The organism is Pseudomonas sp. PDM20, from assembly GCF_014852575.3.
Taxonomy (GTDB): Bacteria; Pseudomonadota; Gammaproteobacteria; order Pseudomonadales; family Pseudomonadaceae; genus Pseudomonas.
Map to the genome: position 1 here is coordinate 1550199 of NZ_CM181224.1, position 25259 is coordinate 1575457.

Here is a 25259-nt window from a genome sequence, read left to right on the forward strand (position 1 = left end):
GAGGACGCCCCATGCGCCGCCTGTTGATCGCCGCGCTGGCCCTGCTCGGCTGTGGCATCGCCATGGCCGACGACGGGGGCTTCTGGTACCTGCAGACCAGCGTCTACACCACCCACTGGAACCACGACCCGGACCACAACAACCACCAGGAGCTGATTGGCCTGGAGCGCAACCGTGCCGATGGCGTGGTCTGGGGCGGTGCGACCTTCAAGAACTCCTTCAGCCAGCGTTCCAACTATGTCTACGCCGGCAAGCGCTTCGACTGGGAAGGCACGCCTTTCTACGCCAAGGTCACCGGCGGCGCGTTGCAGGGCTATCGCGGCGAGTACCGCGACAAGATCCCGCTGAACCACCTGGGCGTGGCGCCGGCGATCATTCCTTCGGTCGGCGCGCACTTCGGGCCGGTCGGCGCCGAACTCGTGGTGTTGGGCAACGCCGCCGCGATGGTCAACGTTGGCTTACGCTTCTGATATTTCCGGCAGCCGAAATGAAACGGGCCGCGATGAGTGTTCATCGCGGCCCGCGTCGTTTCTGAAGGAGGAGAGTGTCAGGCAGTGACGTCCTTCAGCGACTTGTCCAGGCAGTCGATGAAGAGCTCGGCATGTTCCTGCTCGAAGGCCAGCAGCGGACGGATCTTCAGGATGTTTTCCAGGGGCCCGGCGGCGCTGATCAGCACGCCGCGCTCGCGCATGCCGTTGACTACCTGGCGGGTCTGGTTGGCGGCGGGAGACTTCGACGCGCGGTCGGTGACCAGTTCGACGCCGAGGAACAGCCCCGCGCCGCGCACATCGCCGATCAGCTCATGGCGCTCGGCCAACTGGCGGATGCCGTCGGCGAGGAAGGCGCCGATACGCTGAGAGCGCTCCTGCAGTTTCTCGTCGCGGATCACGTCGAGCACTGCCTGGGCCGCCGCGCACGACACCGGGTTGCCGCCGAAGGTGTTGAAGTAGCGCACCTCGCGGCCGAAGCTTTCGAGGATTTCCGGGCGCACCACCACGCCGGCGATGGGCTGGCCATTGCCCATGGGCTTGCCGAGGGTGACCAGGTCCGGCTTTACGCCGTGGCGCTGGAAGCCCCACATGGCGTCGCCGGTGCGGGCGAAGCCGCTCTGCACTTCGTCGGCGATATACAGCAGGCCCTCGTCCTGGGCGACCTTCACGGCTTCGGCGAGGAAGCCGGCCGGGCCGGCCAGCACGCCGTCGCTGGCGAAGATGCCATCAAGCAGCAGCGCAGCGGGTTTGATGCCGTGGGCGCGCATATCGGCGATGGCAGCGCGCACGTCATCGGCGAACCGCTTGCCGACGTTCTCCGCACCCAGCCGGTAGGCGTCCGGTGCAATCACGGTGCGCGCGTGGGCGGGGAGGGTGATGCCGGCGCCGAGGGACGGCGACAGCTCGGAAATGCTGCCGGTGACGCCGTGGTAGGCGAAGCGGGTGATGATCACCCCGGTGCCGCCGGTGTACTGGCGGGCGATGCGCAGGGCGAGGTCGTTCGCCTCGCTGCCGGTGCAGGTGAACATCACCTGGTCCAGGCCGTCGGGGAAGGTGGCGAGCAGGTCTTCGGCGTAGTCGAGGATGCCTTCCTGCAGGTAGCGCGTGTGAGTGTTCAGCACTGCCGCCTGGCTGGCGATGGCTTGCACCACGCGCGGATGGCAGTGGCCGATGGAGGCAACGTTGTTGTAGGCGTCGAGGTAGCGGTTGCCCTGGTTGTCGTAGAGCCACACGCCTTCGCCGCGCACGGTGTGCAGCGGGCGCTCGTAGAACAGCCGGTAGGCCGGGCCGAGCAGGCGCGCGCGGCGTTCGATGAGGCGGCGCTCCTGTTCGCTCAGGCGCTCGGCATCGGCGGCGCTGAATCCGTTGGGCATGGTCATGGGCGGGGCTCCTGTTGATTCGCGCTTGAAGGGGCGCAGGCGGCGGCGATCTGCTCCTGCGCCTGCTCCCGGCTTAGGCCGGCCAGGCCTTGCAGGCTCTGCCAGGCGTGGCGGGTGTTGCGCAGGATGTAGTCGCGGTTCTCGGGGTGCAGGCTGGCGCGCCAGGCGGTGATGCTCAGGGTCATGATCAGCCGTGTGGCGATCAGGTCGGGAAGGATTTCCTGTTCCTCGGCCAGCAGCGGGCAGCGGCGGTGGTACGCGGCGATCATCTCGCAGGCAGTGCCCAGCGGTGCGTCCGGCTCGCCCACCTGGTAGGCGGCGGCGACGCCGAGGTCGTTGATCAGTGGCGCATGAACCATGTCGCCGAAGTCGAGGATGTTGCGCACCTGGTCCGGGTGCTGCGCGTCGACGATGACGTTGTGCGGGTTCAGGTCGTTGTGGATGACCTGGGCACGCAGCGTGGCCTGGTGGGGCAGGGCGTGGCGCTCGAAGTTGTCGAGGAAGCGTTCGACCAGAGCGCGTTGCTCGCGGTCCTCGATGTAAGTCAGCAGGTTGCGCAGGCGCGAGGCGTGCTTGAGGTCCCAGAGCAGTTCATGGCCGGCGGTGGCCGGGTGCTCGAAACCCTTGAGCGCCAGGCCCAGGCGGGCCAGGTCGTCGCCCAGGTTCTCGCGCAGGGCACGGCTGCGTTGCGCGACACGGTGCAGCGGGACGCCGTCGACGAAGGAGAACAGCCGGGCAATCATCGGCTGGCCGTCGACTTCGATGGGAATCTGGTGCTCGCCATTGAGCGAGGGGTAGACACGCTGTACTGCCAGGGTCGGGTCCTGCGCTTCGACGCGGAGCAGGGCGCGGGTCTGGAAGTCCACGACCTGCGGGTCTTCCAGCGGGTGGGAGAGCTTCAGCAGACGGTCGTCGCCATGGCCGTGGGCGATATGGAAGTTCAGGTCGCGCTCGCCGGCGAGGCGGTGCAGCGTGCCGTGCTGGCCGAAGTATTCCTCGGCGATGGCAGCGGCCTGGGCGTCGCTCACCTGGGCGGGGGCCGCTTCCAGCAGGTGATCGTGGACGGGAGCGGTATTGAGGGGCACGGGTACTTCTCCAGCAGGGATAACGGGTCAAGCAGGGTTCAGCGGTGCAACGGTATTGCGCTGTTTCAGTGAGCTGGTTGCTCCCGCCCGGCGCGGGGCCGGGCGGGAGTCGCCGGTGTTACTTGCTCGCCCAGGCGTTGAAGCGCTGTTCCAGTTCCTCGCCGTGGTCGATCCAGAACTCGGTGTCCATGGCGCGCGCGTTTGCCAGGTTCTGCGGCGCGGTGGGCAGCTTCGGCGCGATGGCCGGGTCGATCAGCGGGATGGTGTTCTTGTTGGTCGGGCCGTAGGGAATGTTCTCGGCGAAGACCTTCTGGTGCTCGGGCTTGTTGGCCAGCGCGATGAACTGCTCGGAGAGCTCCTTCTTCGGGCTGCCCTTGACGATGGCCCAGTGGTCCAGGTCGTAGATGCTGCCGTCCCACTGCATGGCGAAGTCGCGGCCTTCCTTCTGCGCGGTGGCGACGCGGCCGTTGTAGGCGCTGGTCATCACCACGTCACCGGCGGCCAGCCACTGCAGCGGTTGCGCACCGGCTTCCCACCACTGGATGTACGGCTTGATTTCGTCGAGCTTCTTGAACGCACGGTCCACGCCTTCCTTGGTGCCCAGCACCTTGTACAGGTCGGCCTGTTTCACGCCGTCGGCTTCCAGGGCGAACTCCAGGGTGAACTTGGCGCCGCGACGCAGGCCGCGCTTGCCGGGGAATTTCTTCACGTCCCAGAAATCGGCCCAGCCGGTGGGCGCGCTCGCAAGCTTCTTGGCGTCGTAGGTGAGCACCGTGGACCAGATGAAGATGCCCACGCCGCAGTCGCTGACGGCGGCGTCGAGGAAGTCCTCGCGCTTGCCCAGCTTCGACCAGTCGAGCTGCTCGAACAGGCCTTCGCTGCAACCGCGCATCAGTTCCGGGGATTCCACCTCGACCACGTCCCAGCTGGTCTTGCCGGTGTCGGCCATGACCTTGATCTTGGCCATCTCGCCGTTGTACTCGGCGCCCTGGACGGTGACCTTGGCCTGCTGCTCGAAGGGTTTGTAGAAGGCCTTTTCCTGGGCCACCTTGTTGTCTCCACCGAAGGACACCACGGTGAGTGTTTCGGCATGCAGCTGGGCGGCGCCGCCGGCCAGCATCATCAGTGCTATGGCTTTCTTGAACATGCGATGACTCCTGAGCGGGCCAATCCGGCCCATGAATAAGAGGGCAGCTTCAAGAGTGGGGCGCTGCGCCAGGCCAAGCTGAAAGGCCGGCTGATACGCCCTCGGACATCAGGGAGAAGAGCGGGCGGAACGGGTGAGGTCGATCATGGGAATGTGCTCCGTTTCTTGTTGTTGTTCGGATAGCTCGTTGTAGGACCAAGCTGAGCCGATTAAAACACCTTCCAAAACATGATGCATCATGTTTTTATTGGCGCCATCGCTTCACGGATGTTCACAGATCGCGCGCCCCGATGGGTGGCGCAGACAGCGGCTCAGACTTGAGAGGGAAGCACCATGAACCAGACCCGCACCCTGCTGCTCACCGGCGCCAGCCGCGGCATCGGCCATGCCACGGTGAAGCACTTCAACGCTGCCGGCTGGCGCGTGTTCACCGCCTCGCGCCAGGACTGGAGCGCCGAATGCCCCTGGGCCGAAGGGCTGATCAATCACATCCACCTGGACCTGGAAGACATCGACAGCGTCCAGGCCAGCCTGCCGATGATCCGCGAGAAGCTCGGCGGTAGCCTGCATGCGCTGGTGAACAACGCCGGCATCTCGCCCAAGGGCCCGGAAGGCGAGCGCCTGGGCGTGCTGGGCAGCGACTACGGCACCTGGCTCAAGGTGTTCAACGTCAACCTGTTCTCCACAGCGCTGTTGGCGCGCGGCCTGTTCGACGAACTGAAGGCGGCCAAGGGCTCGGTGATCAACGTCACCTCCATCGCCGGCTCCCGCGTGCACCCGTTCGCCGGTGCCGCCTACGCCTGCTCGAAAGCCGCGCTGGCGGCGCTGACCCGCGAGATGGCCCACGACTTCGGCCCGCACGGCGTGCGCGTCAACGCCATCGCGCCGGGGGAGATCGACACGGCCATCCTGTCCTCGGGCACCGAGCTGATCGTCGAGCGCGACATTCCCATGCACCGCCTGGGCAAGCCGGAGGAGGTCGCCTCGCTGATCCACTTCCTCTGCACCAGCGGCGCGTCCTACGTGAATGGTGCGGAAATCCACGTCAACGGCGGCCAGCATGTGTGATCCTGCTGGCATCCAGCGCGCTCAATCCGCATCATGCGCGCCGGAAATGCCGCAGCACGCGATGAGAAAGCGATGAACTACCCGATCGAAGGCCTGAATCACTCCTACCTTGGCAGCGGCGTCTACGCGCTGCTGCGCGAGGCTTTGATCACTGGTCGCTTCAAGCCTGACGACCGCCTGCGCATCCGCGACCTGGCCCAGCAGCTGGGCACCAGCGTCACCCCGGTGCGCGACGCCATCCTGCAACTGGCCAAGGAGCAGGCGCTGGTACTGAAGACCCCGCGCGACATCCGCGTGCCGCTGCTCACCCGCGAGCAGTACCTGGAAATCCGCAGCATCCGCGTGGCGCTCGAAGGCCTGGCCGCCGAGACCGCCGCCGAGCGCGCCAGCGACGGGCAACTGGACGAGCTGGAAGCCAACATCCGCGAGAACCTCGAGGCGATCCACGCCGATGACCTGGTGCTGGCGCTCAAGCTCAACCAGGCCTTCCACTTCGCCCTGGCCGACATCGCCGGCATGCCGCTGCTGCGCGCCTTCCTCGACAGTCTGTGGATGCGCACCGGCCCGCTGATCGCCCAGGCCTACGCCGACTTCAACGAGCGCATGGCCATCGAACACCACTGGGATGTCCTGCGTGCCCTGCGCGAACGCAACGGCACCGCCGCCCGCGAGGCGATCCACGCGGACCTGCTGGATGGCAGCGAGAAGATGCTGGAGTTCATCGCCCAGACCGAAGAGCCGGAGCAGGAGGCGGGCTGAGCCTACGCCGAGACCCAGTCCTCGACGCGCAGCCCGGGCACGCGTTCGAACTCGCGAAGGTTGTTGCTGACCAGGATCAGGCCAAGAGAGCGGGCGTGCCCGGCAATCATCTGGTCATAAGGGCCGATGGGTTTTCCTGCTTTCGCCAGCTCCGCACGCAACTGGCCTGTGTGTGCAGCGGCGCCGGAGTCGTAGGAAAGAACCTCCAGCCGGGCAGCGAACCCTTCCACAACCGCGAGGTTGCTTTCCGGTGCCGAGGACTTCTCTGCGCCGTAAATCAACTCCATCAAGGTCACCGAACTGATGCAGAGCTGACCGTGATGGCGGTTGAAGGCCTCGCGCACGGCTTCGGGTTTGTTCTTGATGGTGAATATGCAGATGTTGGTATCCAGCAAGTACTTCAGCATCAGAAACCCTCGCGCTCCTGATCGGCAGGCTGTTCCCGCTCGCTCATGAAGTCGGCGGAGACATTGTCGCCGTCGAACCAGCTATCCCAGGACTCGCCCGCCGGGGTAATGATGCGCGTGCGCCCCAAGGCGACCACATCGACGCGTTTCACTTCTTCGGGCAAGGCCACGGCCTTTGGCAGGCGAATGGCCTGGCTGCGATTGCTCTGGAAAACGGAGCCTTGTTCCATGACGAACCTCCCTTCAGGTGGCTGATGGGTGTCATGCTAGTTTCCAGGTGGGATATGTCAATGGGATATACGTTGCGACGAGTGTAGGAGTTCGACATTTGCAGGCGCGGATTTATCCGCGATCCGGCCGCCAAGCCAGCGGCGCCTGTCCCGGTTGCGACGGGATTTCGCGGAGAAGCTCCGCTCCTGCAAGCAGCAAAAAATCAGACCGCGCCATCCTTGCGCAGCGCCGCGATGGCCGCTGCGTCGTAGCCCAGCCCGGTCAGCACCTCATCCGTATGTTCCCCCAGTTTCGGCCCGATCCACTCGGCGCTGCCGGGGGTGTCGGAGAGCTTGGGGACGATGCCGGGCATGCGGAAGGACTTGCCGTCCGGCAGCTTGGCCGAGAGGAACATCTCCCGCGCGAGGAATTGCGGGTCGCTGAACATGTCCTCGGCCGAGAAGATGCGGCTGGCCGGCACCTCGGCTTCGGTGAGCACCTTGAGCACGGTATCCAGCGATTCGGAGCGCGCCCAGCGGTCGATGATGCCGTACAGCTCGTCGCGGCGCGCATCGCGGCCGTCGTTGCTGGCCAGGCTCGGGTCTTCGGCGAGGTCGAGGCGGCCGATGGCGGTCATGAAACGGCGGAAGATGGCGTCACCGTTGGCGGCGATCTGCACGTGCTTGCCGTCGGCCGTGGTGTGCACGGAGGAGGGGGTGATGCCGGGCATGATGTTGCCGGTGCGTTCGCGGATGAAGCCGAACACGTCGAACTCCGGGACCATGGATTCCATCATGGCGAATACTGCTTCGTAGAGCGCCACGTCGACCACTTGCCCGGCGCCGCCGTTCACTTCGCGGTGACGCAGCGCCATCAGCGCGCCGATCACACCCCACAGCGCGGCGATGGAGTCGCCGATGGAGATGCCGGTGCGCACCGGCGGGCGGTCCTCGAAACCGGTGATATAGCGCAGCCCGCCCATCGACTCGCCGACCGCGCCGAAGCCCGGCTGGTCCTTGTAGGGGCCGCTCTGGCCGAAGCCGGACAGGCGCACCATCACCAGCTTCGGGTTCAGCGCGTGGATCACGTCCCAGCCCAGGCCGAGCTTCTCCAGCACGCCGGGGCGGAAGTTCTCGATCAGGATGTCAGCCTCGGCCAGCAGCTTCTTCAGCACCTCGCGGCCGGACTCGTGCTTGAGGTTCAGGGTCAGCGAACGCTTGTTGCGCGCCTGCACGAACCACCACAGCGACGTGCCTTCGTAGAGCTTGCGCCACTTGCGCAGCGGGTCGCCGCCATCGGGCGACTCGACCTTGATGACTTCGGCGCCGAATTCCGCGCACAGGCGCGAGGCGAAGGGGCCGGCGATCAGGGTGCCGAGTTCGATGACCTTGAGGCCGGCGAGGGGTTTGGCGGTGCTGTTCATCGGTCTGTCCGATCAGAGAGGAATCGCCGGACTCTAACGCTTGTGCGCCGCTTCGAACAGGCCGCCGGGCAGACGCCTGGCAACGGTGCTTTGCGCCGACCTTTGGCGCGCGTAGAGTAGCGACATTCAAGGATGTTTCTGACTTCAGCCCGCCGGTTTTCGGACAGGTATACCGTGATGCGCTCGCCCACTTCCAGACAGCCCCTTGGCTTGGCGGCATTCCCCGACGAATGCGCGCAGGCGGGTGGCGAGGGGGCTGCATGACGCTGAACCTGCCGACGCTGGTAGTCGTCGACCTGTATGTGCTGACCCTGGTCGGTGTGCTGATGGCTTTCGCCTGGCACAGCGGCCGCCGCGACCCTACCCTGGGCTATATGAGCGCCGCGCTGCTGCTGGGAGCCGTCGGCACCTTGCTCGCTACTTTGCGCGGCATGGGCATCGACTGGGTGGCGATCCTGCTGGGCAATGTCGTCCTGCACCTGTGTTCGGCCATGACCTGGACGGCCATGCGGGTGTTTGCCGGGCGCAAGCCGAACTGGCCGCTGATCGGTGCAGGCGCGGCGTTCTGGGCGGTGCTCTGCCTCGTCCCGGCCTTCTATGAATCCCTCGCGGCGCGGGTGCTGGTCAGCACGGCGATCACCATCGTCTATTGCCTGGCGTCCATCGCCGAACTCTGGCGCAGCCGCCTCAAGCTGGAAGTGGAGCTGCGCCCGACCCTGGCGCTGCTGATCTTCCACACGCTGGTCTACGGCGTGCGTCTGGTGGTGGATCGCGGCATGCCGTTCCAGAGCGTGGCGGACAATGGCCAGGGCTCGACCTTCTTCACCTTCCTGGTCTTCGAGACCATGTTGTTCGCTATCGGTATTGCCTTCGCCACCCTGGCGATGGTCAAGGAGCGCGCCGAGTTGCAGTTCCGCAGCGCCGCCCTGAGCGACCCGCTGACCGGCGTGGGCAACCGCCGTGCCTTCATGGAGACCGGCGAGCGCCTGCTGCGCCTGTGCGTGGAGCGCGGTGAACAGGCCTCGCTGCTGCTCTGCGACCTGGACAACTTCAAGCGCCTCAACGACTCCTTCGGCCATCCGGCCGGCGACCGCGTGCTGGTGGAGTTCAGTCGCATCACTGCCTCGCGGATGCGCAAGCACGACCAGTTCGCCCGCATCGGCGGGGAAGAGTTCGCCTGCCTGCTGGTGGCCGCCGATACCGAAGGCGCCTGCCAGGTCGCCGAGCGGGTGCGCCGCGAGTTCGCCGAGCTGCCGTTCATGGCCGAGGGCCAGCTCAGCGTCAGCATCGGCATTGCTACCACGCGCGAGGCCGGGCATGACCTGCTGCGCCTGCTGTCGCTGGCCGACCAGGCGCTCTACGCCGCCAAGGCCAAGGGTCGCAACCGCATCGAACTGGCCGCGCCGGAGCCGGGAGCCGACCGGCGTCCACGGACATAAGCCACGGCGCCTGTGCTTTCGCGGTAGACTTGCCGCCTTCGAAAATTCGCCGGGAACCCCCATGGCCCTGTCCGCCACGCCCTACAAAGCCGATATCAGCCTGACCGACCTCGACCGTGGGGTCTACGAGACCCTGCGCTTCACCGTCGCCCGCCATCCCTCGGAAACCGAGGAGCGCCTGGCGGTGCGCCTGCTCGCCTACGTCATCTGGTACAACGAGCAACTGGCATTCGGGCGCGGCCTGTCGGACGTGGAAGAGCCCTCGCTCTGGGAAAAGAGCCTGGACGACCGTGTGCTGCACTGGATCGAAGTCGGCCAGCCCGACGCCGAGCGCCTGACCTGGTGCTCGCGCCGCTGCGAGAAGCTGACCCTGGTCGCCTACGGCAACCTGCGCGTATGGACCACCAAGGTTCTCGACACGGTGCGCCACCTGAAGAACCTCAACGTCGTCGCCATGCCCCAGGAGGCGCTGGAGGAAATCTCCCGCGACCTGCCGCGCTCGATCAACTGGACCGTGATGATCAGCGAAGGAACCATCTTTGTGACCGACGAACGCGGCCAGCACGAGCTCCAGGTGGAATGGCTGATGGGCGAGCGCTGATCGCTCGTTGTACCTGCTGTAACCAGGGCGCCGGGATCGGCGCCTGAATGAATCGACTGGAACACCCATGCGCATCGAATCCCGCCCCCTCCCGCCAACCCTGCCCAACCTGGGCGACCTGCCGCCGCTGCTGACCCGTCTCTACGCCGCCCGTGGCGTGCAGAGCGCCGCCGAGCTGGACAAGGGGCTGGCGCGGCTGATCCCGTACCAGCAGCTCAAGGGTGTGGACGCGGCGGTGGAACTGCTGGTCGATGCGCTGGAAAAGGGCCAGCGGATTCTCTATGTCGGCGACTTCGACGCCGACGGCGCCACCGCCAGCAGCGTCGGCGTGCTGGCGCTGCGCATGCTCGGCGCGGCGTGGGTCGATTACCTGGTGCCCAACCGCTTCGAGTACGGCTACGGCCTGACCCCGGAGATCGTCGCGGTGGCGCTGGAGAAGCGCCCGGAACTGCTGGTCACCGTGGACAACGGCATCTCCAGCATCGACGGCGTCGCCGCTGCCAAGGCCGCCGGCCTGCGCGTACTGGTCACCGACCACCACCTGCCGGGGGCGGAACTGCCCGCCGCCGACGCCATCGTCAACCCGAACCAGCCCGGGTGCGATTTCCCCAGCAAGGCCATGGCCGGCGTTGGCGTGATCTTCTACGTGATGCTCGCCCTGCGCGCGCGCCTGCGTGAGCGCGGCTGGTTCGCCGCGCGCGGCATCGCCGAGCCGAACCTCGCCGAGCTGCTCGACCTGGTGTCCCTGGGCAGCGTTGCCGACGTAGTGCCGCTGGACGCCAACAACCGCATCCTGGTGCACCAGGGCCTCGCGCGCATCCGCGCCGGCCGCGCCCGTCCGGGCCTGCGTGCGCTGCTGGAAGTGGCCGGACGCGATTGCCGGCGAATCACCTCCACCGACCTGGGCTTCATCCTCGGCCCGCGCCTGAACGCCGCCGGCCGCCTGGACGACATGTCCCTGGGAATCGAGCTGCTGCTCTGCGAAGACGAAAGCGTCGCCCGCGACATGGCAGTGCAGCTCGACCAGCTCAACCAGGACCGCAAGGCCATCGAGCAGGGCATGCAGCGCGAGGCGCTGGCGCAGCTCAAGGAACTGCCGGTGGAGGAGATGCCCTTTGGCCTCTGCCTGTTCGACCCGGAGTGGCACCAGGGCGTGATCGGCATTCTCGCTTCGCGCCTGAAGGAGCGTTACCACCGTCCGACCATCGCCTTTGCCGATGCCGGCGACGGCACGCTCAAGGGCTCGGCGCGATCGGTGCCGGGCTTCCATATCCGCGACGCGCTGGACGCCGTGGCTGCTCGTCATTCGGGGTTGATCAGCAAGTTCGGTGGCCACGCCATGGCCGCCGGCCTGTCGTTGCCGCAGGAAAACTTCGGTGCCTTCGCCGCCGCTTTCGACGCCGAGGTGCGCCGCCAGCTGGATGAAGAAGACCTCACCGGCCGCCTGCTCTCCGACGGCCAGCTGGGCGCCGAGGAGTTCCACCTGGAACTGGCCCGCGCCCTGCGCCAGGCCGGGCCCTGGGGCCAGCATTTCCCCGAGCCGCTGTTCCACGGCATCTTCCAGATCGTCCAGCAGCGCGTGGTTGGCGAGCGTCACCTGAAGCTGGTGCTCAAGACCGAATGCGGCTCGCTGCAGCTGGACGCCATCGCCTTCAACATCGACCGCGAAATCTGGCCGAACCCCACCGTGCGCTGGGCGGAAGTGGCCTACAAGCTGGACGTCAACGAGTTCCGCGGCAACGAGACGGTGCAACTGATGGTGGCGCATATCGCGCCACGTTGAGTCTTTTGCCGGAGCGAGCTTGCCGGTTGTTCCACTGCCGGGACGGGTTCGCGAGCAAGCTCGCTCCTACGCTGACGGAAACGCCGTAGCTGACCTGTAGGAGCGGGCCATGCCCGCGATCGCGCGAATGGCGCGCTCCTGCAATGGGCGCGTCGATATACGCCTCAGATGCCTTTGATCTCGCTCGGATCAACCTCGACCATGTACCCCGGCCCGACGTCGAAGAGGATGTAGAAATCCCCGCTCGGCCGCTTGAAGGTCAGGCTGGAGTCCGCGCCCAGCTTGCCGGGGATCAGCACCTGGTTGTCGCTGCTCATCACGTCCAGGGTCACGCCCGGCGCGGCGCTGCCGTCGGTGAAGCCGCCGACGCAGCGGATGGTCTGCGCATCCAGTGCTGTGCATTCGCAGTAGGGCGCGTGGGCCAGGGCGCTGGCGCTGGCGCTCAGGCCGAGCAGTATGGCGCTGAACTTGAGGATCGCTTTCATCGGTTGCTCCGGGTCTTTTCCAGCCAGGCCACCAGCGAGGGCGAGGCCTTGTCCAAGGGGATCTGCGCCTGGTGCACGGCGCCGTCCCAGCCTTCCACGGTCAGCCACAGCTCATCGGCCGGGGTGACGCGGGGCGGGATGGTGACCTCGGCGAACTGCTGGTGACGCGCACCGGCGAACAGCCCGCCGGCGGCGCGCAGGCTGCGCGGCTGGCCGATGCGCAGGTAGGCGGCTTTCACCTGGGGATAACAGCTGTCGCAGAAGGCCAGGGTGAAGGCCTTGACGAAGCCGGCGCGGCCTTCGTCCTCGGGCTCGCCCACTTCCCATTCGGCCATGCGCGCGGTCCATGGGCCGACCTGGACGGCGCCGATCTCGCGTTCGCCAAGCCCGCGAAGGCCACGGTCGAGCTTCGCCTCGTGGAAGTAGTGGGGCATGAAGCCCAGCGGGATCAGCACCAGCAGGGCACTGAGGTGGAATCGCCAGCGCAGCCACTGGCGGCGCAGCTTGCTATTGCCACTCATTGGCTGGCCTCCGGGGTGGCTGCGACGAGGATCCGCTCGCGGGCCTTCTGTTTCTTCAGTTCCTTGGCGGTGGCGATCAGGGTGCGCTTGCTCCAGATCATCAGGCCGCTGAGCACCATCATGCTGAGGATCAGGCCGAACACGAACCAGATCAGCTTGACCCACACGCCGCCGAAATCGCCGGTGTGCAGCGGGCGCATGGACTCGGTGACGAACTCCAGGCCAGTGCGGTCGCCCAGCAGGCGGGTCGAGGCCACGCTGCCGTCATAGGGGTTCACCTGCGCGCTTTCGAACATCAGCGGATACCAGGCCTTGCCGAAGATGGTCACCGGGTCGTAGGCGCTGGAGGGCAGGCGGAAGAAGTTCGGTTCGAAGCCGGGAATGCGCTGCTGGGCAACCAGCACGGCGGCGTCCAGGCCGATGCGCGGCGGCGCCTTGCCGTCTGCGCTCACGGGGATGCTGTCGCGCTGGATGATGGTCGGCACGCCCTCGCTGGAGATGGAGATGCTGTTGTCGAACAGCGTCGCCTGGATCAGGAACCAGGTGCCGGTGATGGAGATCACCGCGATGAACCAGATCGACCAGATGCCCATCAGCCGGTGCATGTCGCCCCAGAAGATGCGCGCGCCCTGGCGCAGGCGCAGGGTCGGCTTGAGGAAGCCGCGCCAGAAGCGCTTGTACACCACAAGGCCGGTGACCAGCGACGCCAGCATCGGCAGGCCGAGCAGCGAGACCAGGTACCAGCCCCAGCTGAAGCCGTGGCTGAACGGCACCAGCCACCAGCCGTGCAGCGCGCGGGTGAACTGGCGGAAGTCGAACAGCGGCATCTTGCCCTGGATGACCCCGGTGTAGGGGTTCACGTAGAGCATGGCGGTAGCGCTGTCCGGATAGGTCACGCTGACCCGCAGCGCGAAATGCGCTTCGGTGGGCGCGCTGATTATGCGCACGGCGGCCTGCGGTTGCTGCTGGGCCATGGCCGCGAGCACCTGGTCGTAGCCCAGGCGCTGGGCGTTGTCGTCTGGCGGGTTGGCACGCACGGTGGGGTCGGCGAGCCAGATGATTTCCTGGCTCACGGTGGCCAGGGTGCCGGTGATGCACACCAGGAACACGAAGAACCAGATGGGCAGGGCCAGCCAGCTGTGGACCAGGAACCAGAGCCTGGAGCGGGATTTCTTGGACATGGGAATCACGGCCACGCAAAAGGGGACAAAGGAAAAGGCCCCCCGTCGGACAGGGCCGACGAGGCGCGAAGACACCAAAGGAGCAGCGGTGTTCTAGGAGTAAGGACGGATGAGATCGAAAAACCGGCCATGTGCAGTTGCAAATAAATGTTTCGGCGCCGGTTTCCCGGCCTTTTCGATTTCTTTACACAATTTCTGTGCGTGTTTTTCGCGGCTCATCCGTCTTGTTATGTGAAAGCGATCGATTCGCAACGGATGCGAGCGACGTTTCTTTCGAGTAGCGCCCCAGACAGGAGAATCCCCCCGCATGAACGTTTCCCTTCGCCAGCCCGTGCTGCTGGCCCTGGCGCTGAGCTGCGCGCCATTGGCCAACGCGGACTACCTGTGGCTGGAACGCAGTGCAGGCCAGAGCGCGAAAAGCTATTTCAGCGAATTGCAGCCCGGCGAGCACCTGCCGGTGGCCCAGTTGCAGAACCCCCGTGTCGTGCTGGGCGATGGCAAGACCGCGCCAATGAAGGCCGGCATCGACTCCTTCGAGATTGCCAGCGCTCCGGCAGGCGACCTGCGGGTTGCCGCCCAGCGGGCCGAGGGTGGCACTTTGACCATCTATCAGGCGCGCGAGGGGCGGACCGAAACCCGGGCGCAGAATGATCTTGAGCTGGTGCCCACCACGCCCGGCGGCAACACCTTCGCCCTGCACTGGAAAGGCACCGTGGTGCCGGCCTCGCAGGTCAACGTGTACACCTCCGAGCAGTGGACCCGCAGCCTGAAACCGGCGGCGGACGGCACGGTGACCCTGATCACGCCGTTCCCGGCGCGCTACGTGCTGGAGGTCTCCGCCCAGGTCAACGGCGGCGCCAGTATCGAGGGCAAGCGCTATGACAGCGTGATCCACGTTTCCACACTGTCTTTCGAGGTGCGCCCATGAGAGCTGCGATGAAAGTCAGTACCCCGGTGCAGCCGCGTCTGCCGCGCCCGGCCCGCCAACTGCTGGAGCACGCCGGCCTGCGCAGCAGCCTGCCACGGCTGAATATCCTCGATGCGCTGGTGATCTGCGGCAAGGCGACCGCGGTCGAGCTGCACGCCTATCTGGAGGAGCCGGGCCTGCCGATCTCCCTTAGCTGCGTCAGCCAGACCCTGCGTCGGCTGCACCTCTCCGGCCTGCTCGAGCGCGACACCAACAAGCGCTACAGCCTGGCACCCGGCGCGGTAGCGGCCATGGGCAAGTCGAACGAGTTGCACTGACCGCGGCGAAGCTCCCAGCAGGAGCGGGCCATGCCCGCGATCGCGCGCATGGCGCGCTCCTGCAAGGGGGGCGGCATTTCCTTCCGGTTGCAGGTGTCCCGGCTACGACCGAGCCACCTATCATCTGGGCCTATCCTTAGGCGATCCCGGTCTACAGTTGTAGGACAAGATCTGAAGACCAGAGAGGGAGTGCCACCATGAGCCAGTTGTTCGAGCCCCTGACCCTGCGCCAGCTGACCCTGTCCAACCGCATCGCCGTTTCCCCCATGTGCCAGTACTCCGCCCAGGACGGCCTGGCCAACGACTGGCACCTGGTGCACCTGGGCAGCCGCGCCGTGGGCGGCGCCGGTCTGGTAATAGTCGAGGCCACGGCGGTCGCCCCGGAAGGGCGGATCAGCGCCGAGGACCTGGGCATCTGGAATGACGAACAGGTCGAGCCGCTACGGCGCATCACCCGCTTCATCGAATCCCAGGGCGCGGTGGCCGGCGTGCAGCTGGCCCACGCCGGCCGCAAGGCGAGCACCTGGGCGCCGTGGCTGGGCAAGCACGGTTCGGTGCCGATCAGCGAAGGCGGCTGGACGCCGGTGGCGCCCTCGGCCATCGCCTTCGACCCGCAGCACACCGCGCCGATCGCCCTGAGCGAAGAGCAGATGGCGACCATCAAGCACCAGTTCGTGCGCGGCGCCGAGCGCGCGCTGGCGGCCGGCTTCAAGATTGCCGAGGTACATGCCGCCCACGGCTACCTGCTGCACCAGTTCCTGTCGCCGCTTTCCAACCAGCGCCGCGACCAGTACGGCACCTGCTTCGAGAACCGCATCCGCTTCCTTCTGGAAGTGACCGAAGCCGTGCGCGCGGTCTGGCCGCAGGAATTGCCGCTGTTCGTCCGCCTGTCCGCCACCGACTGGGTGGAGGACGGCTGGAACCCCGACGAGACGGTGGAGCTGGCGCGCCGTCTGAAGAACCTGGGCGTGGACCTGATCGATGTGTCTTCCGGCGGTACCGCGGTGAACGCCGAAATTCCGGTGGGGCCGGGCTACCAGACGCAGTTTGCCGAGCGGGTGCGCAAGGAGGCGGGCGTCGCCAGCGGCACCGTGGGGATGATCACCGAGCCGGTGCAGGCCGAGCACATCCTGCGCACCGGGCAGGCCGACCTGATCCTGCTGGCCCGCGAACTGCTGCGTGACCCGTACTGGCCGCTGCACGCCGCCGATGAACTGGGCGGCCAGCAGGTGCCGTGGCCGGCGCAGTACCTGCGCGCCGCGCAACGCGGTACGCCCAAGCGCAAGGCCTACGGACAGGTTTGACGCCTGGTCGGAGCACGCGGGCGAGAACCGCGTGCTCCCCACCTTTGCCAGCCACCGATGAGTCAGCGGCAGCCCGTGCGGTGGCCGCTTACTGCGGGCCGTCTTCCTTCACCGAGAACAGCGCCGGACGAAGCGGGGTGGTGAACGGGCGATGCTCTTCGTCCCGTGCCGTCGTCACCGGCGTGCGGTCCACGCTGTCGATGTTCCAGCTGTCGCCTTCGCGCCTGAGCAGGTAGGCCAGCGGAACACCCTCCCTGAGCACGCGCTCCGGGCCCTTGCGGCCAAGCGCGTAGAGCGAGACCTCATAAGCGTCGATCTCTCCGGCCTTGCTGCGGCTGGCGGGGACCAGGCGCGCATAGTTGAGCACCGGGGAGTTTGCCAGGCGCCCCAGTGCGCGCTCGCCCACGTCGGCGTCGGTGTAGAGCGGGTAATGGGAAGGTGCGGAGGGAGTGCTGACGTCGATCACCTGGAGAAATCCATAGCGCTGCCAGTCGCCGACACTGAACAGACCGGCGCCGGGGCTGGCCAGTACCTGGTAGTGCTTTTTCGGCAGGTCGATTGCCAGCAGGCGGGCGTTGCGCATGTCCAGCCGGGGGAAGTTGCCCCAGGGGGTGGCGATGGCATTGAAGCGTGTCCGGCCCGCGACCACCCAGGCGGATTCCCCGGCGGTCTGCAGGTAGACCGGTGCGTTCTTCACCTCGGTCCGGTACTCGGTCCCGGCCTTCGACGCCTGCTGGGTGAAGCTGGAACTCAGCACGCTGATGGAGACCTGTTCGCCGCTCCAGAGACTCTCGACGGCGGCGTTCAGGCTTTCATGGGTGTCGGCCTGGGCGAGCGGCAGCACGCCCAGAAGGGCAAGCACCAGGCCAAAGCGGCCTGATCGGTGAGTGAAGGGCATGGGGGCCTCGCGATCGGGGGGGAGGTTCAACGGCGCGCCGCCAGGACGAACACCGGGCCCCAGAGGGGATGGCTCGCTTCGGCGGTTCCCAGGTGGAAGGTCGGGTCGATCTGCAGGGCGCGGTCGAAGGCGAAGCGGCACTGGATCGGCCGCTCGGTCACGCAGTAACTGAACGCCAGGTACTTGAGCGCCTTCAGCTGTACCTGAGCATCGCCGGCCCACAGGGGCGGCGCGAGGAACTGTTCCTCGGCCAGGTAGTAGTGCCCCGCTTCATATAGCCGCAGGCCTTCGGCAAAGGTGCTCTCGGCGTTGGCCTGGGTGTCGTCTGCTTGCGGCGCAGGCGGTGCTTCGAGGTGGCTCCGGCAGCCTGATGCCAGCGCCAGAAAGGCGACCAGCAGCGAGGCCGACAGAGTGTGCAGAGTCTTCATGGGGCGGTCCGTATGCGGGAAAAGGGGGCTGCCGGCACTCACTGGAAGCTGTGCCGCAGCGTCACCGACTGTCCTGTGACTATCTGCACCTTCTGGCTGTAGCCGGGCAGGTCGGGGTTGCGCAGTTCGACGGTGTAGACGCCGGGTGGCAGTTGCAGCTTGAACTGCGGCGGGCTGATACCGCGCTTGCGGCCGTCGATCCAGATTTCGGCCCACGGCTGCACGGCGACGATCAGCGTACCGGCCGTGGCTGGCGCCGGCGTGCTGCGCGGTCTGGTCGGGCTGGCCGGTCTGGTGCCGGTGATGACCACTGCGTCGGTGGGCAGCGGGCGTACTTTCTGCGCCGCGATGGCAGGCGTAGTGGGTTTTGGTTGCCTGCGTTCCGCAGGCTTTTGCGCCGAAACCTTTGCTGGGGACGGGGCTGTTGCAGGTGCAGGTGCAGGTGCAGGTGCAGGTGCTGGCTTTTCTACGTTCTGCGCATCGGGTGCGGCTGGCCTGATGGTATTGGCGTCGGATGGGAGCTGGTGGTCATGAGCCGCCGGGTCGGGCAGTTCATCCACAACGGGCGCGGAGGACGGCGCCTGCTCCAGCTCGTCGTCCATGGGCTCCTGGGTAACGGTCACGGTGCTTTCCAGCGGCTTGTCCGCGGGCTGTGTTTGCACAGGCGGCGGGGGGCTAGCCTCGTGGTTTGTCGGGGCGGGGGCGGCGATCGGGTTGTCGAATGTTCCGGCTTTCCACAGCGCCACCAGCAGCACACAGACGGCAACGCCGACGATCAGCAGCCAGTTCACCAATGGTCCGGGTGTGGGCAGGGAGGAGTGGGGGGCTGGTAAAGCTTCGGGTGGTTCCTGCGGCGCGCTCTGAACGGCAGGCTGGGCGGAAATCGGTACAGGAACCGCGGGGCGTGGCGCCAGGGTGTAGGCGGTGCCCGGGCCGTCCCAGGAACTCAGGGCATCGATGGGAGTAGAACCGGCATGCTCAGTGCCCGGAGGCGTCCGGGTGTCATGGGGGCGGGAAGCGTTCGAGGTGGATTCCATCGGGCGGCATCTTCAAGGGGGTAGAGAAGAGGCCTGGCCTCGTGCTGGAAGCGCGTTGCCGTGCACGACGAGAAGCAGGCATTCAATGTTCGAAAAATGGCCGCGGATCATAGAAAGCCGATTTCCACGGCTCAAATGCCCTGGGTGGTTTCCGTCGCCGGGGTGGGGATTTGAGGATCAGGTCGCGCTTTGCGGCAGCTTCCGGAACGCCAGTTCGGGAGGCGTGACCGAAAGGTCAGGAAAAGAAATGAAATGTGATATCTGTCGCACGGTGGCGCTGTGATGCTACTCTCACCGCGCTCGCGCAAGGATTGCGCCACTACCCCTCAGAGCACCACTGGAGCACGCATGGACGCTTCTGCAACGCCTGCTGTCATCCCGCAATCGGAAATCGCCCTGCTGGCGAACATCCTCGCCCTCGCCACCCGCAACATGTCCAACCTCAGCACGCTGATCACCCAGTTGTCGGTGGAGCTCGGCCATAGCCCCGATCCGCACCTGCAGCGCGTGGGCCAGCGGGTGCTGGCGGATGTGGATGTGCTGGCGCAATCCCTGGACACCCAGTGGGAGCTGATCGGCGCGCTGGCGCGCTTCTGCCCGCTGCTGTCGCGCACGCCGCTGGTGAAGCCGTCGCTGGTGACGGAAATCCATATCACCGAGTTGCCCGAGCGGACGTGATCCGAACTCCCCTGCAGGGGCGCGCATGGCGCACTCCTGCAGGTTGATGCCCTATTCGCCGGCCTGCGCCAGCTCGAAGCTCATCATCAGCGCCCAGGGCGCATCGCTGTCGCCCACGCGGATGGGTTGCAGCAATTGCACGCGGCGGCCTTTCACCTGTTCCCAGCAGCGGCCCTGGGCGATGGCGTTGCGTGCTTCCTGCGGCAGCTCGCCGGCCTTGTCGCCCAGGCGTCTGGCGTCGGAATGGGTGACGTAGACGCAAGCGTTGGACAGCAGCGCGTACTGGCCATTGCCCATCGGGCTCAGCTTGCCGAGGCTTTCCTGCAGCTGGTGCAGGGTGTAGTCGGCGCCCAGGATGCCGAGGAAGCGGCCATTGGAATACATCGGTGACATGAACGAGGTCATCAGCACGGTGCTGCCGCCGACGCTGTACTCGTAGGGCTCCATGAACACGTCGCGGCCCTTGTCGCGGGGAATCTGGTACCAGTCGCCGCTGCCGTCGGCCTTGTCGTAGCCGACCAGGCATTCGCGCTGGGCCACGCCGCTGCCGCGGTGCCAGTAGGCCATGAGGCGCCCGCTGGCGTCGTGGCCGGGGGCATCGATGAACTCGCGGTCGCGGCCGTCGAGGCGTTGGGTTCGCAACCGCAGGCGAAGGCCAGCAGCTCGGGGTTGCGGGTCAGGTACTCGTGCATCACCGCGTCGATCTGCTCGCGCTGCGGGCCGAGGTTGCGGCTCTTCATGCCGAGGATGAAGTGCTTGAGGCCGTAGAGCGCGGTGGCCATTACGGCGAAGCTCGCCTCCAGCCGCTGGGTCTCGCTGGCGAGCACCACGCGGACGGTGTCCAGCAGGCTGGAGTGCTCGGCCTGCTCGACATCGGCCAGGGCTCGGGCGCTCTCGCTCTTGATCGAGGCGACGACGTTGCCGATATCGGCGGTGGCGTTGGCCGACTGGGTCGCCAGGCGGCGCACCTCATCGGCGACCACCGCGAAGCCGCGCCCGCTTTCCCCGGCGCGGGCGGCTTCGATGGCGGCATTGAGCGCCACCAGGTTGGTGTTCCTGGCGATCTGCTTGATGACTTCCGAGACCTTGCTGATCTCGGTCCAGCGCACGTTGAGGTCGGCGATCAGCTGCTTGACCTGGTCGATGGTGGAGCGGGTGCTGGAGCTGTCTTCGGCCTTGGCGGGCCGTGGTTCGAGTGTGATTGACATGGCTTGGGACACTGCAGTGGCGGAGGAGGGCAGAGGTAGGCGAGGGATCGTTTTCTTGTTGTGGCAGACGCACCCCCGAGAGGCGGATCTGTGGCAAGGCGCAGGTCGTAGGATGGTGTGGAGCGCAGCGATACCCATCGCTCCTTGCGTACACAACATGGGTATCGCTGCGCTCCACCCATCCTACAAAGGCGCTACCGGATGCCGCTTACCAGCCGAGCTGCTTGTGCAGACCCAGGGCGTCGTAGTAGTCGCCCTGGTAGACGATCTTGCCGTCCTTGACCTTCACGTAGCTCACACCGTCGAACGACAGCGGCTTGTTGGTCGCCGGGGTCTGAGCATCCCAGGCGCCGGTGTTGGTGCCACTGAAGGTCCACTGGAAGGCGATGCCGTCCTTGTCGACGATCGGCTTGCCGTTCATCTTCCACGTAAGATCCGGAACGGCCCCCACGAACACCTTGATCACGTTGTCGCGCGCGGCATCGCGGCCCTTCTGCGGGGTGCCGACGGTGACGTCGAAGTACTCCGCATCCTTGGCCAGGTAGCCGGCGGCCTTCTCGGCATCGTGGGCGTTCCACGCGGCCATGTAGGCATCGACGATCTGTTTGGGCGACTCTGCAGCCTGTACGAGGCCGGCAAAGGTGAACAGCGACAGCAGGTAAAACGCTCTGACGAGGTGACGCATGCTTGCCTCCGTTGCGGGCGTGCCCGCGGGTTGTCGGCCGGACGGCCGTTAGGTGTGGCGCCACGCTGGGCGTGGCGCCGGGTCTGTCAGGACAGTTCGCCCACCGCGCGCCAGGCTTCGTCGATGGCCGCATGGGCATAGGCGTCCCAGGCGGCATCGGAGTTGGCGATGGTGACGTTGCCGACCTTGGTACGAGCCAGGTTCATCAGTTTTTCGCTCTCTTCCTCATCATCGAAGAGGCTGTTGGAGAAGTACGAATAGCCGTGCGACCAACGGTTGATGGTGATCCCCTGGATATCCTTCTGATGGTCGAAGCCGGCCGGGCCGAGCATGGCCTGCAGCTGGTCGCGGATCATCTCTTCCATCTTTTCGAAAGGCATGGCGTAGAGCTTGCCTCGGCCGACGCGGGCCTGGGTGCGTGCGTCCATGCCGGCGTTGGGGCTGGTGGGCACGTAGACCATGTGCAGGCCGATGGGCTGGTTCGGATCGCGCGGGTGGCTGTAGCCGCCGATGTCCACCGGGTAGTCCAGCTTCACGCGGCTGTATGGCTGGCTCGGCGCGTAGATCTCGTGTACGCCCAGCTTCATGAAGCTCTGCCAGTTGCGGATCACCACCTTGGTGTACACCAGCGGGAACTTCACGTTCTGCGCCAGGGCGTGGCTCTGCTCGGCGGAGAGGTCGCGCAGGATGTAGGGGATGATCATGTTGTAGCAGGCCAGCACGCAGTGCTTGGCGCGCACGCGATGCAGGGCGCCGGCGCGGCTGTAGCCGACGTCCACGCCGCCATCGCGGTTCTTCACGCTGACTGCGGTGCTGTTCAGGCGTAGGCGCACGGCGTTCTTCGGCTGGTCCAGCTTGGCGTAGTCGAAGGTGGCCAGGACGATGTCGTTCATGTCCTTACCCGGCGCCACGCCCGGAATCAGGCCACGCACCAGCAGGCGCGCCAGCGAGGCGTTGCCGTCGGGGAAGTGGTAGATGTACGGCTCTTCCATCTCCGCCTTGGCTTCCTCGCTTATGGGCGAGAGGTCCATGGCGGCGAAACCGGGGAAGCCCACGGAGTAGGCCGAGTCCGCGGAAACGGCGTCGATGCTCAGCGCCGAGAAGTCGTTGGTGCGGCTGAGGAAGTAGCGGGTGGCCGCTTCGCTCAGGCCCACGTCCTTGCGCAGGAAGTCCTGGTAGCTGGTCTTGGCCAGGTGCGCTTCCTTCTCCTCGCGGGTCTTGCCGGCGAGGTAGTCCTTCGGCGCTTCGTGCAGGTCGATCAGCGCCTGGCGGTCGGCCTCGGGCAGCGGGAAGTCGGAGATGAACGCGCGCCAGCTGCGGGCGTTGAGTTTTTCCGGGGCGATGTCGTCGGCCACCATCGGTGTCGGGTCGCCGGACACCAGCTTCGCTTCGCCGAAGCCGGCCTTGTCGAAGAACACGCCGCGCGACAGGCCCAGGTTCGGGTAGAAGTCGCGGTCGAAGGCGGTCTCGAAACGGTCCACGTCGACGTTGAGCTGCTTGAGCAGGTTGTTGACCGTGTCGCTGTACAGGTGCTTGGGCGACTGGAAGGCTTCGCTGCCGCCGTAGCCGAGGATCATCCGCCCGCCGGCCTGGAATTCGTTGCGCTTGGCGTGGCCGCCGAAGTCATCGTGGTTCTCGATGATCAGCACGCGCGCCTTGGGGTGCTTCTGCCGGTAGAACCAGGCCGCGGACAGGCCGCTGATGCCGCCGCCGACCACCACCAGGTCGTAGTGCTCCTCGATCTTCAGGCCATCGGTGTCGAATACCTTCTTCTCCCAGCCCATCTGGTGCGCGACCTCGAACGCGCCGGGATGGCTGCCGCGCATGCCGGTGAGGGCGGGCGGGTAGTAGCGGCCGGAGGGGGCGGCCTGGAGAAGTTGCAGCGGGGTGAGGCCCGCGCCGATGGTGAGGGCAACGCCGTTGAGGAAGTCGCGGCGGGTGATGGTCATGGGAAGTCCTTGCAAGGTGATGGCCCGGGGTACGGGCTGTCATGGTTATGCCCTTCCATCCGGAAGGGAGTGCGGCATGCGTGGCCGCGCGGCGGTCCCGGTCGAGCGGGGCGCCGTTTTGAGGCTTTGGATCTTTACGATGGCGCGAGGAGCCAACGACCGCGCGAGCTAGAGCAGGACGAGGCGGAAACGGGGGCGGGCCCAGGAGTTTACGAGCTGTAAATGACTGGGCCCGCCCCCGTTTGACTCGCTTCGCTCGCCCTACGGGCCAGCCGTTGGCTGTTACTTCGCTGCGCTACGTTGCAACGCTGTACTGCCGACGCGCAGCCGGTCGTTTTAGTGCTTGATCATTACGTGGCGGATGGCTGTGTAGTCCTCCAGGCCGTACATCGACATGTCCTTGCCGTAGCCCGACAGCTTCATGCCGCCGTGGGGCATCTCGGTGGTCAGCATGAAGTGCGTGTTGACCCAGGTGCAGCCGTACTGCAGGCGGGCGGACAGGCGATGGGCGCGGCCGATGTCGCTGGTCCATACCGAGGAGGCCAGGCCGTAGTCGGAGTCGTTCGCCCAGGCCAGCGCCTGTGCTTCGTCCTCGAACTCGGTGACCGAAACCACCGGGCCGAAGATTTCGCGGCGGACCACTTCGTCGTCCTGGCGGGCGCCGGCAAGCACGGTGGGCTCGAAGAAGAAGCCCGGGCGGTCGGCACGCTTGCCACCGGTAACCACTTCGATGTGCGGCACCTGGCGGGCGCGCTCGACGAAGCCGACGACACGCTCCAGGTGCTGCTCGGTGATGACCGGGCCCAGCTCGGTATTCGGGTCGTCCTGCTCTCCGTACTGGATGCTGGCCACCGCTTCACCGAGCTTCTGCACGAACTTGGCGTAGATGCCTTTCTGCGCATAGATGCGGCAGGCGGCGGTGCAGTCCTGGCCGGCGTTGTAGAAGCCGAAGGTGCGGATGCCTTCCACGGCGGCGTCGATGTCGGCGTCGTCGAAGATCAGCACCGGGGCCTTGCCGCCCAGTTCCATGTGCATGCGCTTCACGGTGTCGGCGGTGCCGGCGATGATGCGGCTGCCGGTGGCGACCGAGCCGGTCAGGGACACCATGCGCACTTTCGGATGGGTGGTCAGCGGCTCGCCGACGCTTGGGCCACGGCCGAACACCAGGTTGACCACGCCGGCGGGGAAGATGCCGGCCATCAGTTCGGCCAGGCGCAGGGCGGTCAGCGGGGTCTGCTCGGAGGGCTTGAGCACCACGGTGTTGCCGGCGGCCAGGGCCGGGCCGAGTTTCCACGCGACCATCATCAGCGGGTAGTTCCACGGTGCGATGGAGGCTACCACGCCCACCGGGTCGCGGCGGATCATCGAGGTGTGGCCCGGCAGGTATTCGCCAGCGGCGGAGCCCTGCATCACGCGGCAGGCGCCGGCGAAGAAGCGGAACACGTCGGCCACGGCCGGCAGTTCGTCGTTCAGCGCGGCGGAGTAGGGTTTGCCGCAGTTGTTGGATTCCAGGCGGGCCAGTTCCTCGGCGTTGGCGTCGATGGCGTCGGCCAGTGCCAGCAGGAGCAGGGAGCGATCCTTCGGCGCGGTCTGCGACCAGCTGTCGAAGGCGGCGTCGGCGGCCAGCACGGCGGCGTCGACCTGGGCCGGGGTGGCCTCGGCGATTTCCACCAGGGTGGTGCCCAGGGACGGGTTCAGGACGGCGAGCTTCTCGCCTTCGCCAGCGACCAGTTGGCCGTTGATCAGCAGGTTGGTTTGCATGGTTGAGTCCTCTTGTTCAGGAGCGTGGTGCAAATTCGGTTGGGGTGTTTCTTTTTAGGGGCCTGCCGGTTTGGGGTGGCGGGCCTG

27 protein-coding genes are annotated in these 25259 nt (G+C 66.4%); 10 read left to right on the forward strand and 17 right to left on the reverse strand.

Features of this window, described 5'->3' with window-relative positions:
- Window positions 1–11: 11 nt before the first annotated feature.
- Window positions 12–470 (forward strand): sn-glycerol-3-phosphate transporter, encoded by a 459-nt coding sequence (locus IB261_RS07395; RefSeq protein WP_081517760.1) that lies wholly within the window; start codon window positions 12–14, stop codon window positions 468–470.
- A 77-nt stretch (window positions 471–547) separates the two neighbouring features.
- Here the strand turns inward: IB261_RS07395 and IB261_RS07400 are convergent, their stop codons facing one another.
- From IB261_RS07400 to IB261_RS07410, 3 genes are all read right to left on the reverse strand, one after another.
- Window positions 548–1870, reverse strand: a complete 1323-nt coding sequence (locus tag IB261_RS07400) for an aspartate aminotransferase family protein (protein WP_192381807.1) — start codon at window positions 1868–1870, stop codon at window positions 548–550.
- Window positions 1867–2955 carry a phosphotransferase gene (locus IB261_RS07405; RefSeq protein WP_192381809.1) on the reverse strand — a complete coding sequence of 363 codons (1089 nt, stop codon included), beginning with the start codon at window positions 2953–2955 and terminating at the stop codon, window positions 1867–1869. Before IB261_RS07405 ends, IB261_RS07400 begins: the two co-directional genes overlap by 4 nt.
- A 118-nt stretch (window positions 2956–3073) precedes the next feature.
- Window positions 3074–4102 carry an ABC transporter substrate-binding protein gene (locus tag IB261_RS07410; protein ID WP_151186205.1) on the reverse strand — a complete coding sequence of 343 codons (1029 nt, stop codon included), beginning with the start codon at window positions 4100–4102 and terminating at the stop codon, window positions 3074–3076.
- A gap of 333 nt (window positions 4103–4435) precedes the next feature.
- Between IB261_RS07410 and IB261_RS07415 the strand changes: the two genes are divergently transcribed.
- Both IB261_RS07415 and IB261_RS07420 read left to right on the forward strand, forming a co-directional pair.
- Window positions 4436–5170, forward strand: a complete 735-nt coding sequence (locus tag IB261_RS07415) for an SDR family NAD(P)-dependent oxidoreductase (RefSeq protein WP_045209895.1) — start codon at window positions 4436–4438, stop codon at window positions 5168–5170.
- A 72-nt stretch (window positions 5171–5242) separates the two neighbouring features.
- The gene (locus tag IB261_RS07420; protein WP_081517765.1) at window positions 5243–5929 is read left to right on the forward strand and encodes a GntR family transcriptional regulator; all 687 of its coding nucleotides are present in this window, start codon (window positions 5243–5245) and stop codon (window positions 5927–5929) included.
- Between the two features lie 2 nt (window positions 5930–5931).
- On the opposite strand, the gene vapC is transcribed toward IB261_RS07420, so the two are convergent.
- From vapC to IB261_RS07435, 3 genes are all read right to left on the reverse strand, one after another.
- Window positions 5932–6336: a type II toxin-antitoxin system tRNA(fMet)-specific endonuclease VapC gene (gene vapC, locus IB261_RS07425; protein WP_151186206.1), complete on the reverse strand. Its 405-nt coding sequence runs from the start codon at window positions 6334–6336 to the stop codon at window positions 5932–5934.
- Entirely contained in the window at window positions 6336–6566 is a 231-nt protein-coding gene (vapB, locus tag IB261_RS07430) for a type II toxin-antitoxin system VapB family antitoxin (protein WP_192381811.1), read from the reverse strand. Before vapB ends, vapC begins: the two co-directional genes overlap by 1 nt.
- Before the next feature lie 203 nt (window positions 6567–6769).
- The gene (locus IB261_RS07435) at window positions 6770–7969 is read right to left on the reverse strand and encodes a CaiB/BaiF CoA transferase family protein (RefSeq protein WP_192224865.1); all 1200 of its coding nucleotides are present in this window, start codon (window positions 7967–7969) and stop codon (window positions 6770–6772) included.
- A 260-nt stretch (window positions 7970–8229) separates the two neighbouring features.
- Here IB261_RS07435 and IB261_RS07440 point away from each other — a divergent pair, with 260 nt between their 5' ends.
- From IB261_RS07440 to recJ, 3 genes are all read left to right on the forward strand, one after another.
- Window positions 8230–9408: a GGDEF domain-containing protein gene (locus tag IB261_RS07440; RefSeq protein ID WP_081517767.1), complete on the forward strand. Its 1179-nt coding sequence runs from the start codon at window positions 8230–8232 to the stop codon at window positions 9406–9408.
- 61 nt (window positions 9409–9469) lie between these two features.
- On the forward strand, window positions 9470–10009 hold the full coding sequence (locus IB261_RS07445) for a YaeQ family protein (protein WP_081517768.1): 540 nt from the start codon (window positions 9470–9472) through the stop codon (window positions 10007–10009).
- Between the two features lie 67 nt (window positions 10010–10076).
- Window positions 10077–11792, forward strand: coding sequence for a single-stranded-DNA-specific exonuclease RecJ (recJ, locus tag IB261_RS07450; RefSeq protein ID WP_081517769.1), 1716 nt, complete (start codon window positions 10077–10079; stop codon window positions 11790–11792).
- A gap of 164 nt (window positions 11793–11956) precedes the next feature.
- On the opposite strand, the gene IB261_RS07455 is transcribed toward recJ, so the two are convergent.
- The 3 genes from IB261_RS07455 to IB261_RS07465 are packed head-to-tail and all read right to left on the reverse strand — an operon-like array spanning window position 11957 to window position 13979.
- Window positions 11957–12277 (reverse strand): hypothetical protein, encoded by a 321-nt coding sequence (locus IB261_RS07455; protein ID WP_081517770.1) that lies wholly within the window; start codon window positions 12275–12277, stop codon window positions 11957–11959.
- A complete protein-coding gene (locus IB261_RS07460) occupies window positions 12274–12798 on the reverse strand; it encodes a PA2404 family protein (protein ID WP_081517771.1) in 525 nt (174 codons plus the stop codon). Before IB261_RS07460 ends, IB261_RS07455 begins: the two co-directional genes overlap by 4 nt.
- Window positions 12795–13979 carry a PepSY-associated TM helix domain-containing protein gene (locus IB261_RS07465; RefSeq protein ID WP_081517772.1) on the reverse strand — a complete coding sequence of 395 codons (1185 nt, stop codon included), beginning with the start codon at window positions 13977–13979 and terminating at the stop codon, window positions 12795–12797. The genes IB261_RS07460 and IB261_RS07465 overlap by 4 nt, the downstream gene beginning before the upstream one ends.
- Before the next feature lie 307 nt (window positions 13980–14286).
- On the opposite strand from IB261_RS07465, the gene IB261_RS07470 reads away from it, so the two are divergent.
- The 3 genes from IB261_RS07470 (at window position 14287) to IB261_RS07480 (ending at window position 16528) form a co-directional block, all read left to right on the forward strand.
- On the forward strand, window positions 14287–14907 hold the full coding sequence (locus IB261_RS07470; RefSeq protein WP_081517773.1) for a hypothetical protein: 621 nt from the start codon (window positions 14287–14289) through the stop codon (window positions 14905–14907).
- 8 nt (window positions 14908–14915) lie between these two features.
- On the forward strand, window positions 14916–15224 hold the full coding sequence (locus IB261_RS07475) for a transcriptional repressor (protein ID WP_081517774.1): 309 nt from the start codon (window positions 14916–14918) through the stop codon (window positions 15222–15224).
- Between the two features lie 197 nt (window positions 15225–15421).
- The gene (locus IB261_RS07480) at window positions 15422–16528 is read left to right on the forward strand and encodes an NADH:flavin oxidoreductase/NADH oxidase (RefSeq protein WP_081517775.1); all 1107 of its coding nucleotides are present in this window, start codon (window positions 15422–15424) and stop codon (window positions 16526–16528) included.
- 88 nt (window positions 16529–16616) lie between these two features.
- On the opposite strand, the gene IB261_RS07485 is transcribed toward IB261_RS07480, so the two are convergent.
- Genes IB261_RS07485 through IB261_RS07495 form a run of 3 tightly spaced genes read right to left on the reverse strand, consistent with a single transcriptional unit; the run spans window position 16617 to window position 18645 of the window.
- Window positions 16617–17426 (reverse strand): hypothetical protein, encoded by an 810-nt coding sequence (locus tag IB261_RS07485; RefSeq protein ID WP_192381812.1) that lies wholly within the window; start codon window positions 17424–17426, stop codon window positions 16617–16619.
- Between the two features lie 26 nt (window positions 17427–17452).
- Window positions 17453–17854, reverse strand: coding sequence for a TssQ family T6SS-associated lipoprotein (locus IB261_RS07490; RefSeq protein WP_192381814.1), 402 nt, complete (start codon window positions 17852–17854; stop codon window positions 17453–17455).
- A gap of 38 nt (window positions 17855–17892) precedes the next feature.
- Complete coding sequence (locus IB261_RS07495) at window positions 17893–18645, reverse strand: hypothetical protein (protein WP_192381816.1); 753 nt, start codon at window positions 18643–18645, stop codon at window positions 17893–17895.
- 594 nt (window positions 18646–19239) lie between these two features.
- Between IB261_RS07495 and IB261_RS07500 the strand changes: the two genes are divergently transcribed.
- Complete coding sequence (locus IB261_RS07500) at window positions 19240–19569, forward strand: hypothetical protein (RefSeq protein ID WP_081517779.1); 330 nt, start codon at window positions 19240–19242, stop codon at window positions 19567–19569.
- A 51-nt stretch (window positions 19570–19620) separates the two neighbouring features.
- On the opposite strand, the gene IB261_RS07505 is transcribed toward IB261_RS07500, so the two are convergent.
- The 5 genes from IB261_RS07505 to IB261_RS07525 form a co-directional block, all read right to left on the reverse strand.
- Window positions 19621–20091 (reverse strand): PDC sensor domain-containing protein, encoded by a 471-nt coding sequence (locus IB261_RS07505; protein WP_412548388.1) that lies wholly within the window; start codon window positions 20089–20091, stop codon window positions 19621–19623.
- Entirely contained in the window at window positions 19974–20936 is a 963-nt protein-coding gene (locus IB261_RS07510; RefSeq protein WP_412548380.1) for a methyl-accepting chemotaxis protein, read from the reverse strand. Before IB261_RS07510 ends, IB261_RS07505 begins: the two co-directional genes overlap by 118 nt.
- A gap of 49 nt (window positions 20937–20985) precedes the next feature.
- On the reverse strand, window positions 20986–21462 hold the full coding sequence (locus tag IB261_RS07515; protein WP_024766936.1) for an ester cyclase: 477 nt from the start codon (window positions 21460–21462) through the stop codon (window positions 20986–20988).
- 86 nt (window positions 21463–21548) lie between these two features.
- Window positions 21549–23411, reverse strand: a complete 1863-nt coding sequence (locus tag IB261_RS07520) for an FAD-dependent oxidoreductase (protein ID WP_192381818.1) — start codon at window positions 23409–23411, stop codon at window positions 21549–21551.
- Window positions 23412–23747: 336 nt separating this feature from the next.
- Window positions 23748–25172, reverse strand: a complete 1425-nt coding sequence (locus IB261_RS07525; protein ID WP_192210088.1) for a gamma-aminobutyraldehyde dehydrogenase — start codon at window positions 25170–25172, stop codon at window positions 23748–23750.
- Window positions 25173–25259: the final 87 nt, after the last annotated feature.

What these genes read in the sequence shown, in the direction of transcription:
- IB261_RS07445 (WP_081517768.1), top strand. Translation starts at nt 9,470, where the DNA reads ATGGCCCTGTCCGCCACGCCCTACAAAGCCGATATCAGCCTGACCGAC.
- IB261_RS07410 (WP_151186205.1), bottom strand. Translation starts at nt 4,102, where the DNA reads ATGTTCAAGAAAGCCATAGCACTGATGATGCTGGCCGGCGGCGCCGCC.
- IB261_RS07510 (WP_412548380.1), bottom strand. Translation starts at nt 20,936, where the DNA reads ATGTTGTGTACGCAAGGAGCGATGGGTATCGCTGCGCTCCACACCATC.
- IB261_RS07395 (WP_081517760.1), top strand. Translation starts at nt 12, where the DNA reads ATGCGCCGCCTGTTGATCGCCGCGCTGGCCCTGCTCGGCTGTGGCATC.
- IB261_RS07440 (WP_081517767.1), top strand. Translation starts at nt 8,230, where the DNA reads ATGACGCTGAACCTGCCGACGCTGGTAGTCGTCGACCTGTATGTGCTG.
- IB261_RS07515 (WP_024766936.1), bottom strand. Translation starts at nt 21,462, where the DNA reads ATGCGTCACCTCGTCAGAGCGTTTTACCTGCTGTCGCTGTTCACCTTT.
- IB261_RS07490 (WP_192381814.1), bottom strand. Translation starts at nt 17,854, where the DNA reads ATGAAGACTCTGCACACTCTGTCGGCCTCGCTGCTGGTCGCCTTTCTG.
- vapB (WP_192381811.1), bottom strand. Translation starts at nt 6,566, where the DNA reads ATGGAACAAGGCTCCGTTTTCCAGAGCAATCGCAGCCAGGCCATTCGC.
- IB261_RS07475 (WP_081517774.1), top strand. Translation starts at nt 14,916, where the DNA reads ATGAAAGTCAGTACCCCGGTGCAGCCGCGTCTGCCGCGCCCGGCCCGC.
- IB261_RS07420 (WP_081517765.1), top strand. Translation starts at nt 5,243, where the DNA reads ATGAACTACCCGATCGAAGGCCTGAATCACTCCTACCTTGGCAGCGGC.
- IB261_RS07500 (WP_081517779.1), top strand. Translation starts at nt 19,240, where the DNA reads ATGGACGCTTCTGCAACGCCTGCTGTCATCCCGCAATCGGAAATCGCC.
- IB261_RS07525 (WP_192210088.1), bottom strand. Translation starts at nt 25,172, where the DNA reads ATGCAAACCAACCTGCTGATCAACGGCCAACTGGTCGCTGGCGAAGGC.
- IB261_RS07520 (WP_192381818.1), bottom strand. Translation starts at nt 23,411, where the DNA reads ATGACCATCACCCGCCGCGACTTCCTCAACGGCGTTGCCCTCACCATC.
- recJ (WP_081517769.1), top strand. Translation starts at nt 10,077, where the DNA reads ATGCGCATCGAATCCCGCCCCCTCCCGCCAACCCTGCCCAACCTGGGC.
- IB261_RS07460 (WP_081517771.1), bottom strand. Translation starts at nt 12,798, where the DNA reads ATGAGTGGCAATAGCAAGCTGCGCCGCCAGTGGCTGCGCTGGCGATTC.
- IB261_RS07415 (WP_045209895.1), top strand. Translation starts at nt 4,436, where the DNA reads ATGAACCAGACCCGCACCCTGCTGCTCACCGGCGCCAGCCGCGGCATC.
- IB261_RS07480 (WP_081517775.1), top strand. Translation starts at nt 15,422, where the DNA reads ATGAGCCAGTTGTTCGAGCCCCTGACCCTGCGCCAGCTGACCCTGTCC.
- IB261_RS07435 (WP_192224865.1), bottom strand. Translation starts at nt 7,969, where the DNA reads ATGAACAGCACCGCCAAACCCCTCGCCGGCCTCAAGGTCATCGAACTC.
- IB261_RS07400 (WP_192381807.1), bottom strand. Translation starts at nt 1,870, where the DNA reads ATGACCATGCCCAACGGATTCAGCGCCGCCGATGCCGAGCGCCTGAGC.
- IB261_RS07455 (WP_081517770.1), bottom strand. Translation starts at nt 12,277, where the DNA reads ATGAAAGCGATCCTCAAGTTCAGCGCCATACTGCTCGGCCTGAGCGCC.
- IB261_RS07470 (WP_081517773.1), top strand. Translation starts at nt 14,287, where the DNA reads ATGAACGTTTCCCTTCGCCAGCCCGTGCTGCTGGCCCTGGCGCTGAGC.
- vapC (WP_151186206.1), bottom strand. Translation starts at nt 6,336, where the DNA reads ATGCTGAAGTACTTGCTGGATACCAACATCTGCATATTCACCATCAAG.
- IB261_RS07465 (WP_081517772.1), bottom strand. Translation starts at nt 13,979, where the DNA reads ATGTCCAAGAAATCCCGCTCCAGGCTCTGGTTCCTGGTCCACAGCTGG.
- IB261_RS07485 (WP_192381812.1), bottom strand. Translation starts at nt 17,426, where the DNA reads ATGCCCTTCACTCACCGATCAGGCCGCTTTGGCCTGGTGCTTGCCCTT.